Below are 15,015 nucleotides of genomic sequence, written 5' to 3' on the forward strand. Positions count from 1 at the left end.
AATAGATCATTGTTTATTATAGAAGATAATTAAGCCCTAAATAATTTTTTAAAATATATTAACTATGATGAATTGATGTATGGCTAAAATTCTATTTAATTCAATAGAATTATAACTGTATAAAAAACTAAATTATATGAAAAGAAAAGCTAATTATGGATTAATTACTTATTATTCATTTTTATTTTATTTTGTAATACCCGTGCTTTTGTTGGGACAAAGTCCCGGTGGGTTTGATAGCAATGTAGAGTTATGGTTAAAAGCAGACCGGCCTCAAGAAGGGGGAGTCGGCTCATTGATGGATAATCAACCGGTGGATTTATGGAAGGATGTATCCGGTAATGGGAGAGATCATAAGAAAGTTAATGAAAATTTGCCGGTGTATAAAAAAACTGGAGATTTAATGAATTTTCAACCGTCTATGTATTTTGAACCTAGATCTAAAGCTTTTTTAGCGGGGCCTGATTTGAAAATATCTGCAAGTAAAGCGTATTATGTATTTTATGTATCATTATTAGATAGACCGACAGGTATTCAGTACGTTTATTCATTAAATTCTACGAGAAATAATTATTCGGGTTGGTCTACCGGGTTTCCATATTTTACTACAGCGGGCGCAACTTATAGAAGTAAAATCAGTCAAGGCAAAAATTATGGTATAGTTGGGATAATTCGTCCAAACAGTACAACTTTAACCCAGATGCTTTATTTTAACTCTATTCCCGAAAACACATTTAGGTCGTATTCTATAAGGCTGGGAGATGGACAGAGTGTGGTGGGAGCTGGAAATGTAAAAAATCTGAATCCTTTTGAAGGTGAAATACAAGAAATAATAGTATTATCTGCCCCTCAAAATACCTATTTAACAGATATGGATTTACAAAAAATTCATTCTTACTTATCCGTTAAATATGGTATTTCTTTAGAATCAGCTGATGAGATAACATTTCCAAATTATGTTAATTCAAAAGGTGAAAAAATTTGGGACGGAGAAAATTTCATGTCCTATCAAAACCATGTATTTGGTTTAGGAAGAGATGATCAATACGGATTATATCAAAAACAATCAACTAATTATGATTTATCAACTTTAACCGCTTATGTTGGAGATGAATTAACAGAATTAAATGATAACAATAATGGAACTCTAACCAATAACACTTTTTTGATGTTTGGATCTAATGATGAGATTGGTGTAGAACGGTATGAACATTTGCAAGGAGAAAAATATTCTAACAGCATATTGAGTGAAGATATATTTTTTAAATTAAAAAGAACCTTAAAAACAAAGGTAACAGGAACCAAAAGTCTAACTGTCAACATGAAATTAAATGTTGATGCTAAATATGTTATAGTTAGTTCTGTAGAAACGTTTGATCCGTCAAAAACTCGTATTTATCCTGTTAATGACGGAATCGTTAAAGGGGTTGAGATAGAGAATGATGATTACGTTTCTTTTACCAGTGGACGACCTAATCCGGGAGGTGTTAATTTACTAACAGAACTTTGGTTACGAGCTGATGATATACCAAGCACTGAAGAAGATAGTACAGAAATTAGTACTTGGCAAGATATTTCAGTATATAAACGGGACCACTCGGTCATTACTGATGCTAAAGAGTTTAAAGGACCAATTATTCGTAATCAAAAAGGATTAATGAATTATCATTCTCATTTGCAATTTACTAATACCGGTCAGTCAAATTCTACAATTCCGGTATTAACTGCACCAAGTTTTTATAGTTCAGATAAATCATACTACATATTCTATGTATCTGAAATAAATACAAGCGGATTATCTGTATTATATGCTTTAAACAGTAACTATTCCAATACCAATAATGATAATAACCAGGGGTGGAATTTAGGGAATCCTGCATTAACTAATGGGTATAATCCGTCTAATACTGTTCAAACACATTCCAATAGTATAAATAAAACGTATGGAGTAGTAGCAGTGGAGCGAACCAATGATAAATATGTTGAACAAAGAATCATATTCAATGGTATTTCCAATTCGTTTAACGGATTTGCAATGGAAAATAAAATTCCGGCGTTAAGTCTTATCGGAGCTCGACAACTCTATACTAAAACTTTAAATTATTTCAATCCTTTTGTAGGTAATGTTCAGGAAATAATTGTTCTTTCTGGAAATAAAGGAACACCCATAGATTCCAAAGATTTTAATAGAATTAATTCTTATTTAGCGATTAAATATGGAATTACATTACATAGTGAATCTGAACCGGATTATTATGACTCTTATGGAAACAAAGTTTGGGATGGTAAAATAAATGCAGGATTTAATCATGATATTTTTGGTATAGCCAGAGATGATAGTTCTGATTTATATCAAAAGCAATCTGTAAGTTATGATAGAGACCTTATGACCATTTTTGTTGGTAATGAAGTCGCAGATATGAATAAGTTAGGTAACGGAACCTTGAAAAACAAAGATTATTTGATGTTAGGTTCTAATGGATTAGAAGATTATTTATTAGATTATAATTATCTTGAAGGCACTGCTTATGCAAACGGTAAATTGCCATTTAGAATCGATTACAGAAATCAGGTGACTTTAAAAGCACAGGCATCAGGATCCGGTTCCTATGTAGTAAATATACAACCAAGTTTGACGGCAAAGATTTTATTAGTTTCACCTGATGGAAAATTTGAGCCCCAAAACACCAGATTTTATGTGGTGGAAAATAAAGTTGCCAAAAATGTTGAAATTAATGATGGAGATTATATAAGTTATGCTTTATACGGATTTGCTCCGGGGGGAGTATTGAATGGATTAAGATTGTGGTTAAAAGCAGATGATAAGAATAGTTTAGTGTTTGATGGGGAAAGCTCTAAATTATTGATTTGGAAAGACCAAACCGTTAATGAAAACGATTATTATTTTTCATTAGTGAATAATAACTTTAAAATGGAGCCGGTGTTTGATTCATGTAATAGTAAAATGAATTTCTTTCCAAGCATATATTTTAGTCAAAATTCCGCACTTGCTATAAAGAAGGGGCCTATGAGTACTAATGCGCCGGAACATACCACTTCTTTCATCATTTATAATAGCTTCGCGTCTCCATCAACAGTTAGAACCTATACCCACGGCTTTGGTGGAGTGGATCCAGTTTCGGTGAAAACCAGACACCCGGCGGTAGGTTTCAATCCTAATTATGGAACAGGAAGAATAGCAACTTCCATATCTATAACTCAAGGTACAGTAAAAGGATTTGAATTTGGAGCTACAGCCTTGCATATGACCAGGCTTAGTAAAGCTTATAAAGGTATAGATCCGAAATTTCCTTTAATCGAACATGATTTTGGAGGTATTGTTGATACATTATCCAGGCCGGAAACTAACTTTGGTTCAGATTTCTTAATGGCTAGTGGAGGAACTATAGGTGCAGCCAGTTTGAATTCCGGGCTTTTTGATGGATTAATTTCCGAATTGTTTTTTTATGAAAGAAAGTTAAGTAAGAATGAAAAAGTTCGTATACAAACCTATTTAGCAATGAAATATGCTATTACTTTGTATACAACTAAGTCTATAACTATGGGTGAGGAAATAGTGCAATTACAAAAACAACCGACTGATTACATATTATCAGACATTAAAACTAAAGTTTGGAAAGGATCAACACAGCCTTATTCTGACTATCATAGAAATGTAGCCGGTTTGGTACGTGATGATAATTCAAATATATATGTTAACAAAGCTCGATCTACTGATGTTCATTCAATTGTGACTATTCATGCCGGTGAAAGTACGGAATGTGGACAAGGGCAAAAGTCTGTATTAAAAAATGATCTAAGTGGATTATTTTGGGGACATAACGGAGATACGGGAACTACAGATTTAAGTGAGCTTTCACAATCTATTTGTGGAGGATTAGATAGAAGAATGAATCGAATATGGTTAGTAAATAAAACCAATTTAGATGAACAATCGGTTATTTTATCAGCTGATGAGTCTGCAGATGAATTTGTTTTTAATCAAAATTATAGAGTTTATTTATTAATTGCTAATTCTGATGATGATATTAAAAATGAAAATTGGGCTTATACTATACCCGGCGAATGGGTAGATAACAAAGTTCAATTTAATTATAAATTTACAGAAGATACTACCTATTTTACCTTTGGGGCTGTTAAGTCAGATGGAGTTTGTACGAATTGCAGCTTCAGCGGATATAAAACCATTGATCTACCCCAAATTTGGAAGGGAGCGGCAAATAATGGTCAGCTAGATAAAACGGTTGATTTAGGAGATGATTTCTCTGCCAATATTAATATTTCAGATCCGGGCAAAGTTCTACGCTATAAGTACCCGAGAAGAAGTGGTAAAACCTTGCAATTTTACCGATATGGAAATTTTGATAAAGATAAAGAACCTATTACTACTACCATTTCATTTACCGGAGGAGCCGCTGCTGCAATGTTTGAAATATTTGATATTGATACCCAGGCGTATAGGTCAGATGAAATTAATGTTTACGGAATTTGCGGAGGAGGAATTGTTAAACCAAAGCTTATGCACGTAGCACCTAAAAAGAAAAGTTCTTATACTATTGATAAGAATATAGCAACAGCAAAAGCTACGGGTGGTTATAGATCTTCAGGATATACTGCTGCCAGAGGAAAAGTTTTAGTAGATTTTTCCGTAGCTGTAGAGAAGATAGTTATTGAATATAAAGTTCATTATAATAGACGTCCTGCGACGGGATCACAAATGATAGGTATTGGTGCTATAAAGCTGTATTGTCCAAAGCCGGTGGAAGTTAATGAGGATGGTCTTGCTTTTACACTTAAAGTTGCTGAATCCACCCTTACCTGTGAAGAAGTGCCTTTTATATTTAAAATCATGAATACTAATTGCGAATCCAAATTAATAGATTTGACGGACCAACTACCGCAAGGTATGCAATGGGTGAAAGAATCTTTAAATGTTGAAGACGGAGATTTTACTACTGAAACTAAAGAATATGGAGACAGTGATTTGCTTTCTATAAAAGGAATAAAAGTTCCCGGTGGAACTACAACTATTATTATGGCAAGAGCAAAATTTACAGAAGATAAAACAGCATCCTATTTTACAAGGGCTTCTATACAATATTTAAATCGTAATGATGAAAATGTAACCTATGAAAGTTGTGATGTTATAGATGGTTGTGGTAATACCACTGTAAATGCTGTTGCAGCAGGTTTACCTAGTCCGGTTATAATAAGCGATCTTAGAGTGGATAAAACTTGTATTGCAGAAGACGATACCATTTTAGTTACAATGGATATAAACAATCCTAATTCTTTATTGGATAATGTAACCTTAAATGCATCATTTAGTGAAGGATTTAAATATGTAAAAGGAAGTTTAAAAACTTCATTTAAAATGACGGACGGTTCAATTAACACAGAAGATATTGAAGATAATGAGTTCGAAATAGAAGACTTTAGCTTACCGAATGGAAATCATACATTAAGCTTTAAAATTAAAGCGCCAGAAATTCTGCCTAATAATTTTACGGAAATGGAAATAAATATAGATATGACGACATCTTCCGAAATTGATTGTGCCTCCATTGATATAGACGGTAATAACTTTGTATTGGTTTCATTCTGTACACCTGTTCCATTTTGTACATTAGATCCTAACCTGGAACCTTCAACTGAAGTTTCTAAAATAGGAATTACCACTCTTGAAAAAGAGTTGAAAGGGTGGCCTTTTAATATCTACAATGGATTTATAGTTTTGGAATCAAAAAATAAAGGTTTTGTAATTACAAGAACAAGTTCTGATTTAATTCCTCAGGAAAAACTAGTTGAAGGAATGGTTATATATGATACTACGGATAAATGTATTAAATTGTATAACGGTGAGGAATGGCATTGTATAGAAAGAACTTGTCCTCAATAATTTTTTGACGAGAAAAATTGAAAATAACTCACAAAAATGAAAAATGATATGAAAAATAAAATATTAATCTTATTTATATTGCTCCTGACAGTAACTTCAAACGCGCAAGTTGCAATTGGTAAAAAGAAGGTGGATAAAGGTGGAATTTTAGATTTTAGTCAAGGGACTACTAAAGGTATACTATTGCCTATCGTTGAAACGTTACCGGAGAAAGCGGTTGATGGAACTTTTATAATGGATAAAGAAGATGCAGTAGTTAAAGTGAAAATAAATGATAGTTGGATGGATTTAACCGGAACAGGTAGTGTTTCCAATGTTAAGTTTAATGATTCTGTTGAAAAAGGAAATGGGGTTGTCATCGGAGATTATACTAGTTCAACACCGGAGGGAGTATTAGTCTTAGAGGCGGCCGATAAAGCTTTAATTTTACCTAAAATTTCCGATCCTCATTTAAATGTAAAAAGTCCACATCCGGGAATGATTTGTTATGATACAGCAAGTCAATGTATAGCGATTTTTGATGGTTTACAATGGAATTATTGGAAGTAAAAGAAAATTTTAGTGGATAAATGCTAAATAAATTTTTTACTAATCCATAGAATGGATAAATTTAATTGATAAAAAAGGGTAAATTAATTTACCCTTTTTTATTTAATGAATTTTATAATTATAGTAATAGAGAATATTAATTAGTAAAGAAAAAAGTCTTAAAAAGATATTTTTAAAAATAAGCTTAATAATTAAATAAGTAATTCAAGCAATGCTTAAATTAAAATTTAAAAATTCCATAAAAATTTTTCAAACAAGTTGTGAATTATAATAATTTTATATATTTGATTATTTACAATAATTGAGAAAAAATAATAATTAATAGTTGATTATACTATTGATAATTTTTTTTCGTTATTTTAAATAGTATAAAAAAAAAATAATACGTTTCATTTAATAAATAATAAATAAACTAAAGAAAATACGATAAATAATTAATGAAAAAGTTAGTAGCGCCATTTATAAAGATTTCAAGTTTTTACATAATAGTTGGTTTAATCTTAAGAATTGTTCTTCTCTTTTCACCTGTTACTGATTCAAATTTTTCATTTATTGACTATTTAAAAATATTTTCTGTTGGTTTACTTAATGATTTTTGTGTATCAATTTTAATTTTTGTTTTTTTTTGGATACATCTAATCTTCATTACCGATTCAAAATTTAAATCACCTTTAAAATACATTATATTATGTCTTTTTTTGATTTTAATTGGTTATTTGTTTCTTTTTAAAACGGTTTTTGATGATTATGGAAGTGCTGTTCCTAAAATAATAAAAACATTTGTACTAATAAAAGCTTCATCATATATAATATTGCTATTGATCCCTAAAATAAGGCAAACATGGCGTTATTGCATATACTTTTTTATTTTCTTTTTATACATTTTTTTAATTAATTTCAATGTAATCAGTGAATTTTTATTTTGGAATGAATTCGGGGTAAGATATAATTTTATAGCTGTTGACTATTTAATATATACCAATGAGGTAATCGGGAATATTCTAGAATCCTATCCTATTATTCCCATGTTTTCTGCATTAATAGTAATCTCAGTATTGATTACCATATTTTATCTCAAAAAATCCAAAAATTACTTTGAAGATTTACCTAATTTTAAAACAAAATTAATAAACAGTATAGTTTATATAATACTATTTATCGGTGCGATTTTTCTTTTAAAAGTAAATGAAAAGTATGAAAATTCAGATAATGCCTTTGTAAATGAATTACAAGCAAATGGATTAGTTCGATTTTGTAATGCATATAGCGACAGTTCCTTAAATTATGATAAATTTTATGCAAAATTGCCCTTACAAAAAGCATTTTCACTAATTAATAAAATTTATGATAATGAATGGTCTGCAAATAATAATACCAAAATTATAAAGGATACTCTTCCGGAACTTCATAAAAACGTTATTCTTGTAACCATAGAAAGTATGAGTGCAAGTTTTCTAAAGGAATTTGGAAATACTCAAAATTTGACACCTAACTTAGATAAATTGGCAAAAGAAGGACTTTTTTTTACTGATATGTATGCTACCGGTAATAGAACCGTTAGAGGGTTAGAATCTGTTACCCTATGTATTCCGCCATCACCCGGTGAAAGTTTAATAAAAAGAAATAACAATGATCATATGTTTTCTACGGGGTATTTATTCAAACGCAGAGGATATACGGTTCAATATTTTTATGGTGGATATGGATATTTTGATAATATGAATACTTTTTTTGAAGGAAATGGGTATAATATTATAGATAGAAGTTCTTTTAAAAAAGATGAAATAACTTTTGCTAATATATGGGGAGTTTGTGACGAAGATATGTTTATGAAAGCTATCCATGTATTTGATGAAAATAGTAAACATAAGTCTCCCTTTTTCGGACACATTATGACAGTAAGTAATCACAGACCATTTACCTATCCCTCAGGGAAAATAGATATATCTAATACCAGTAAATCCAGAGAAGGTGGAGTAAAATATACGGATTATGCTATTGGTAGATTTATCGAAGAAGCAAAAAAACGTCCTTGGTTCCCTAATACAGTATTCGTGTTTGTAGCAGATCATTGTGCCTCAAGTGCAGGTAAAGAAGATATTCCTTTGGATAAATACAAAATACCTGCAATTATATATTCTCCGGGATTTATTAAGCCGGAAAAGTTTTCTAAACTGGTTTCCCAAATTGATCTTATGCCTACACTTTTTGGTAAATTACATTTTTCCTATTCATCACGTTTTTATGGGCAAGATGTATTTGACTCTTCTTATCAACCACGGGCATTAATTGCAACCTATCAGAAATTAGGATATTTAAAAGATAATAAATTAATTGTTTTATCACCTAACCAAAAAATTGAACAATATAATGTGATAGAAGGAACTCAAATGAAAAAATCAAAATCCATTGATACTTCTATAGCTGATGAAGCAATAGCTAATTATCAGACATGTTTCTATTTTTTGGAAAACAATAAATTGCGGGTTGAAAATAAATAAACAAATTTATTCTCTTTCAAGAACGGATTCATATCTCATTTTACGAAATACATTTATAAGCGTTATCACATCATTTTCACAGTATGTTTTTATACGTTCTAGATTTTTATCTTTATAATATACATCAGATACCTCACTGCCATTCATGTCATCTTTAGGAGAAGGCAATCCAAAAACATGAGATAATAAATCCAGTGATGTATAGTGTTTATAATCTCCGAATTTCCACAAATCCATAGTATCAAGATGTTGAATTTCCCATGGTTTTTTACCGTGAAATCTTAAAATTTTAGGCAGCTCTATTTGATGAATCATCATTCGCCGGGCGAGATAAGGAAAATCAAATTCTTTACCGTTATGAGCACATAAAATCAAATTGGATTTAAAATAATTTGATTTTAATAATTCATTAAATTCGATTAATATTTTTTCTTCGTGATCACCATAAAAACTTTTAATACGAATTTTTTTATCCTCGATAATTAATCCACAAGATAAACATATAATTTTACCAAATTCAGAAAGTATTCCTGCTCTTTCATAATAATACTCTTCCGGGGAAACATTTTCTTTCCTTTGAAATTGAGTTTTTTTCTCCCATAAAACTTTTGTTCTTTCAGATAATTCGTTCCAATTTTCATGTTGAGGAACGGTTTCCAAATCAAGAAATAAAATTTGTTTTAAGGGTATAGAAGATAACATACTAAATATTTAATATCTCAAAGGTAATCAAAACTTATAATTCAGATAATATTGATTAATTTTAAGAAATAGTAAAATATTATGAAAAATATATTTGTTACAGATATTGACGGAACATTAACTGATCCATGCAAACCTAGCTTAGATGCTTACGGAATTAAAGCTTTACATAAAGCTTTAAAATTAGGTGAAGTTATATTAGCATCCGGCCGCCCTTTTCAAGGAATTATAAGCATGTATTCACCGGAAGACCTTATCATTGATTATATAATTGCATTAAACGGAGCACATATTTTATATAAAAACAAGACATTTAAAACCTATCCCATATCTCTTGATATCATAAAATATTTTTTGCAAGTCAAGCAGAAATATTTAAACTTATGGTTTTACACAGAAGAAGCTTGGTATGCTTCATCTTTAGAAACAGAAGCTTACTACAAAGAAGTAAAAGGAGTTAATCATCAGGCATTGCCTTTGAAAGATTATAATTTTCAAGAAGTGTTAAAAATAGTAATTGTTGAAGAAAAAAATTTAAAAGAAGTAACCGAAGATTTAAAAAACAATCTTAAAGGGGTTCACATAACTGCTTCATCAAATTCTTACATAGAAATATTTTCTTCAAATATAAATAAGTATTTAGCAGTAGAAGAGGTAGTAAAAAATACGGAAAGCAGAATTTTTTCATTTGGCGATTCCTATAATGATTTGGAAATGATTACAAATTCTTTTTTTGGATGCGCAGTAAACAATGCGGTAAAATCTTTACAAGAAAAAGCAAGTTATATTTCTTCATATAAGTACGGAAAAGGAGTTTATGATTCGCTAAATTACATTGAAAGAAAATTTTTTAAATGATACTTTATTGTAATTGCTAACTATAATTTAATAAAATATGTCAGAAAAACATAAAAATTATTAATAATTTAAAGTACTATTTAAATGCATTTTAATGTGTTGATTTTAAGGTTAATAAAATTGCAATAAATTCTTTGAGGAATGAGCATTTCAATCAAAAAGTATTAAAAAATATTATTATAGTAAAAAAATTTTTATATTTGCCGACTGAACTATAATAAAAAAATAAAAGGTTATGTCTGACATTACATCAAGAGTAAAAGCTATCATCGTAGATAAACTAGGAGTAGATGAAAGCGAAGTTACACCAGAAGCAAGTTTTACAAATGACTTGGGGGCAGATTCATTAGACACAGTAGAATTAATCATGGAGTTTGAAAAGGAATTTGATATTCAAATACCTGATGATCAAGCAGAAAAGATTTCAACAGTTGGTCAAGCCATTTCTTATATTGAAGAAGTAAACAAACAATAATTTACACAAAGACACATTCAAGTATGGCTTTAAAACGAGTAGTAGTAACTGGACTGGGTGCAATAACTCCAATCGGGAATAATTTTAAAGAATACTGTAAAGCTTTATTAAGCGGAGTTAGTGGGGCTAGTCCAATTACTCTATTTGACGCAACAAATTTTAAAACAAAATTCGCTTGCGAAGTAAAAAATTATAATCCAGAGGATTATTTTGAAAAAAAAGATATTCGCAAATATGATCGATGTGCTCAATTTGGATTAATTTCTACCAAAGAAGCAGTAATCGATAGTAAAATATTAGAATATTCTGATTTAAATAAAGATAGAGTAGGAGTTGTATGGGGATCCGGAATAGGTGGTTTAAACACTTTTGAGCAAGAAATTACCGCTTATGCTTTAGGAAATGGAATCCCTAGATTTAATCCATTTTTCATTCCAAAAATGATTGCAGATATGACCGCAGGTCTTATTTCAATCGAATATGGATTTAGAGGGCCAAATTATGCAACTGTTTCAGCTTGTGCTTCTTCTTCCAATTCTATAATTGATGCTTTAATGCTATTAAGATTAGGTAAAGCAGATGTAATTATAACAGGAGGTTCTGAAGCAGGGATAGTAGCGAGTGGTGTTGGTGGTTTTAACGCTTTACACGCTATGTCTACTCGTAATGATGATCCTAAAACTGCCTCTAGACCTTTTGATAAGGATAGAGATGGATTTGTTCTTGGAGAAGGAGCAGGAACCCTTATTCTAGAAGAATATGAACATGCAGTAAAAAGAGGAGCTACTATTTATGCCGAAGTAGTTGGGGGAGGATTAAGTTCCGACGCCTATCATATGACAGCCCCGCATCCTGAAGGATTAGGAGCATATAATGTTATGAAAAATGCTATTGAGGATGCCGGAATAGAATTAACAGATATCAACCATATTAATGTCCATGGGACTTCAACACCATTAGGAGATTTAGCTGAATCAAAAGCTATCCTAAAATTATTTGGTGAACATGCATACAACATCCAGATCAATTCAACTAAATCAATGACGGGTCATTTATTGGGTGCTGCAGGTGCTATTGAAGCCTTGGCTTGTATTGTGGCTATCAGAGAAAATAAAGTTCCGCCTACAATCAATCACTTTACTGACGATGAAGAGTTTGATAAAAGATTAGATTTTACTTTTAATGTAGCAAAAGAAAAACAAGTAAATTATGCAATGAGTAATACTTTTGGTTTTGGAGGTCATAATGCATGTGTTATTTTAAAGAAATTTTAAAATAAGAGATTACTAACAAATGAGTATTTGGAAAAAAATACTTTTATGTTCATATTTATTTAAACAAAATTCTAAAAAAAAAGAGGAAACAACTTTTAATAAGAAAATTGAAAATCTTATTGGATATAAACCATCCAACCTGTCGATTTTCTATGAGTGCTTTACTCATTCCTCAATTAATACAAATGATAATAAGAATTTCGAAAGATTAGAATTTCTAGGAGATTCCATATTATCAAGTATAGTATCTGACTATTTATACCATCAAGCACCTGATAAAAAAGAAGGTTATCTTACTCAGATGCGATCCAAACTGGTAAGTCGAAAATCCTTAAATGTTTTAGGAGCAGATTTAAAATTAACCTCTTTTCTTCAAAAGAGGCAAAATACAAGTTTGGGCGAAAATATAAATGGAAATTTATATGAAGCGCTGGTCGGTGCAATTTATATAGATAGTGGATTTGAATTTTGTCGAAATTTTATAAAAGAAACACTCATTAAGCAAGAAAACTTTGAACAGCTTGAAAAAAGAATTGCAAGTTATAAAAGTCTGATTATTGAATGGGCTCAAAAAAATAAACTCGAAATTATTTTTAATACTTTTCAAGAAGAAAATGCAGAAGAATCATTAATCTTCAATTCTATAATTCAACTGGATAATAAGATTATTGCTAAAGGAAGAGCTACTTCTAAGAAAAAAGCCGAAGAGAGCGCTTCCAGGAGAGCCTATCATAGTCTTAGCAAGTATTATAATTCTCTGCAAAATAAATGAGTATATTAAAAACATATTCTTTAGATTGGGAAGTAAATGATCCAATATTTGATTTTAATTTATTAGGATTTAAAACCTGTATTAATAAAGATTATGATTTTGTATTCTATTTAAATAAGAATTGTAACCTTAATTTTAAGCGAGTCAATGATCAGCAAATAATAGAAGATGGGATTACTTATATTTTCTCAATTTATAGGTTTTTCCATGAAAAAACTAAACAAAAATTAGAATTAATAAGTAACTTCTCCTTTCCTCAAACCATACATGAAAATGATAGTTTTTTTGACCAGATCGAAAAAGTTAAAATTTTAATCCCTGAATATAAATATTATAATTATTTCTTAAAATCAGATGTCATATTAGATGAAGAATTCTATATAAATTTGGGAAATCTTAAAAATATTTATAAATTTAGTGAAATAAATATAGATAAAATTAAAATAAAAAATTTAGAAAATTTGATATTACCTACATAATGAGTGGATTTAGAAAAAAAACGAAGATAGTAGCTACTATTGGTCCTGCATCTGAAGATAAGAATACATTATTAAAGATGTTCCAAGCAGGTGTAAATGTAATTAGAGTGAATTTCTCTCATGCAGAAGAAGAAGTTGTTGAAAAATGGGTACGTACGGTTAGAGACCTCAATGAAGAACATGGCTTTAGCGTAGCCTTATTAGCCGATTTACAAGGGCCTAAACTTAGAGTAGGTATTGTTAAAGAAGGAACAATCGTTAATGCTGGAGATACAATTACGTTTACCAATGAAAATGTAGAAGGAGACGCAAAACAGGTTTATATGAGTTATCCCCAATTTGCTAAAGATGTCAAAGTGGGAGAAAGAATATTATTGGATGACGGAAAATTAATTTTTGAAGTTTTAGAAACTAATTTAACAGATAAAGTAGTAGCAAAAGTTATTCAAGGTGGTCCGTTAAAATCTAAAAAAGGAGTTAACTTACCAAATACTCAAATTTCTTTACCGGCTTTAACGGAAAAGGATATTAAAGATGCGATAACTGCAATAAAATACGAATTTGATTGGATTGCACTTTCTTTTGTTAGACATAAAGAGGATGTTATAGATTTACAAAATTTAATTAAGAAACACTGTGATCATAAAATCCCAATTATAGCAAAAATTGAAAAACCGGAAGCTATAACTAACATTGAAGAAATAGTTCATGTTGTCGATGGAATCATGGTAGCCAGAGGAGATTTAGGAATTGAAATTCCAATGGAAAAAGTTCCTTTAATTCAAAAGAATTTGGTTAGCATATGTAAAACTCACTGTAAACCTGTGATCATAGCAACTCAAATGATGGAAAGCATGATTGACGGGTTAACCCCTACCAGAGCCGAAGTTAATGACGTGGCTAATTCTGTATTAGACGGCGCTGACGCGGTTATGTTAAGTGGAGAAACCTCAGTAGGTAAACATCCGGTTGAAGTAATTGAGAACATGTCTAAAATTATTTTAAGCGTAGAAGATGATCACCGTATTCAAATCCCTTTACACTATCCAAAAAAAGGCAGTGAGCGTTATATAACAGATATGATTTGCTACAATGCTGCAGTTATGGTTGGACAAGTAGGAGCCAAAGCTATTATTACTTTAACTCAATCAGGATATACAGCATTTCAAATATCATCCCATCGTCCACTAGCTAATATTATTGTTTATACATCCAATAAACGAATAATCAATATGCTAAGCTTACTATGGGGCGTTAAAGCATATTTATATGAAGGAGCGAATAGTACTGATGAAACAGTTGTTGAGGTTAACAATAATATTAAGCAAAAAGGGTATATAAAATCAGGTGATTTTGTAATCAACCTAAATGCAATGCCTTCTTTTGCGAATAGTTTGACAAACACATTACGCCTTACCCAAATTTAACATATTTAAATTTTTACCATAAAAAAAGAGTTCAGTTATAAACTGAACTCTTTTTTGT

10 protein-coding genes are annotated in these 15,015 nt (G+C 30.4%); 9 read left to right on the top strand and 1 reads right to left on the bottom strand.

The genetic code is table 11. The annotated features are described in order from the left end of the window. Nucleotides 1-136: 136 nt before the first annotated feature. The 3 genes from GYM73_RS00715 to GYM73_RS00725 all read left to right on the top strand — a co-directional run bounded on the left by GYM73_RS00715 (nt 137) and on the right by GYM73_RS00725 (nt 8,970). Nucleotides 137-5,920, top strand: a complete 5,784-nt coding sequence (locus tag GYM73_RS00715) for a hypothetical protein (RefSeq protein ID WP_220233822.1) — start codon at nt 137-139, stop codon at nt 5,918-5,920. A gap of 48 nt (nt 5,921-5,968) precedes the next feature. Further along, nucleotides 5,969-6,469, top strand: coding sequence for a hypothetical protein (locus GYM73_RS00720; RefSeq protein ID WP_220233823.1), 501 nt, complete (start codon nt 5,969-5,971; stop codon nt 6,467-6,469). Between the two features lie 716 nt (nt 6,470-7,185). Next, entirely contained in the window at nt 7,186-8,970 is a 1,785-nt protein-coding gene (locus GYM73_RS00725) for an LTA synthase family protein (protein WP_255570992.1), read from the top strand. A 6-nt stretch (nt 8,971-8,976) separates the two neighbouring features. Here the strand turns inward: GYM73_RS00725 and GYM73_RS00730 are convergent, their stop codons facing one another. Next, nucleotides 8,977-9,672: a 3'-5' exonuclease gene (locus tag GYM73_RS00730; RefSeq protein ID WP_160542468.1), complete on the bottom strand. Its 696-nt coding sequence runs from the start codon at nt 9,670-9,672 to the stop codon at nt 8,977-8,979. 81 nt (nt 9,673-9,753) lie between these two features. On the opposite strand from GYM73_RS00730, the gene GYM73_RS00735 reads away from it, so the two are divergent. From GYM73_RS00735 to pyk, 6 genes are all read left to right on the top strand, one after another. After that, nucleotides 9,754-10,530, top strand: coding sequence for an HAD-IIB family hydrolase (locus GYM73_RS00735; RefSeq protein WP_220233825.1), 777 nt, complete (start codon nt 9,754-9,756; stop codon nt 10,528-10,530). 235 nt (nt 10,531-10,765) lie between these two features. Next, nucleotides 10,766-11,005 carry an acyl carrier protein gene (locus tag GYM73_RS00740; RefSeq protein ID WP_055424989.1) on the top strand — a complete coding sequence of 80 codons (240 nt, stop codon included), beginning with the start codon at nt 10,766-10,768 and terminating at the stop codon, nt 11,003-11,005. Between the two features lie 23 nt (nt 11,006-11,028). After that, complete coding sequence (gene fabF, locus GYM73_RS00745) at nt 11,029-12,279, top strand: beta-ketoacyl-ACP synthase II (RefSeq protein WP_160542466.1); 1,251 nt, start codon at nt 11,029-11,031, stop codon at nt 12,277-12,279. Nucleotides 12,280-12,298: 19 nt separating this feature from the next. Beyond that, nucleotides 12,299-13,051, top strand: a complete 753-nt coding sequence (rnc, locus tag GYM73_RS00750) for a ribonuclease III (RefSeq protein ID WP_160542465.1) — start codon at nt 12,299-12,301, stop codon at nt 13,049-13,051. After that, nucleotides 13,048-13,530, top strand: coding sequence for an IPExxxVDY family protein (locus GYM73_RS00755; RefSeq protein WP_160542464.1), 483 nt, complete (start codon nt 13,048-13,050; stop codon nt 13,528-13,530). Before rnc ends, GYM73_RS00755 begins: the two co-directional genes overlap by 4 nt. Then, nucleotides 13,530-14,957, top strand: coding sequence for a pyruvate kinase (pyk, locus tag GYM73_RS00760; RefSeq protein ID WP_105296287.1), 1,428 nt, complete (start codon nt 13,530-13,532; stop codon nt 14,955-14,957). The genes GYM73_RS00755 and pyk overlap by 1 nt, the downstream gene beginning before the upstream one ends. Nucleotides 14,958-15,015: the final 58 nt, after the last annotated feature.

Source organism: Apibacter sp. ESL0432 (assembly GCF_019469225.1).
Classification (GTDB): Bacteria; Bacteroidota; Bacteroidia; order Flavobacteriales; family Weeksellaceae; genus Apibacter.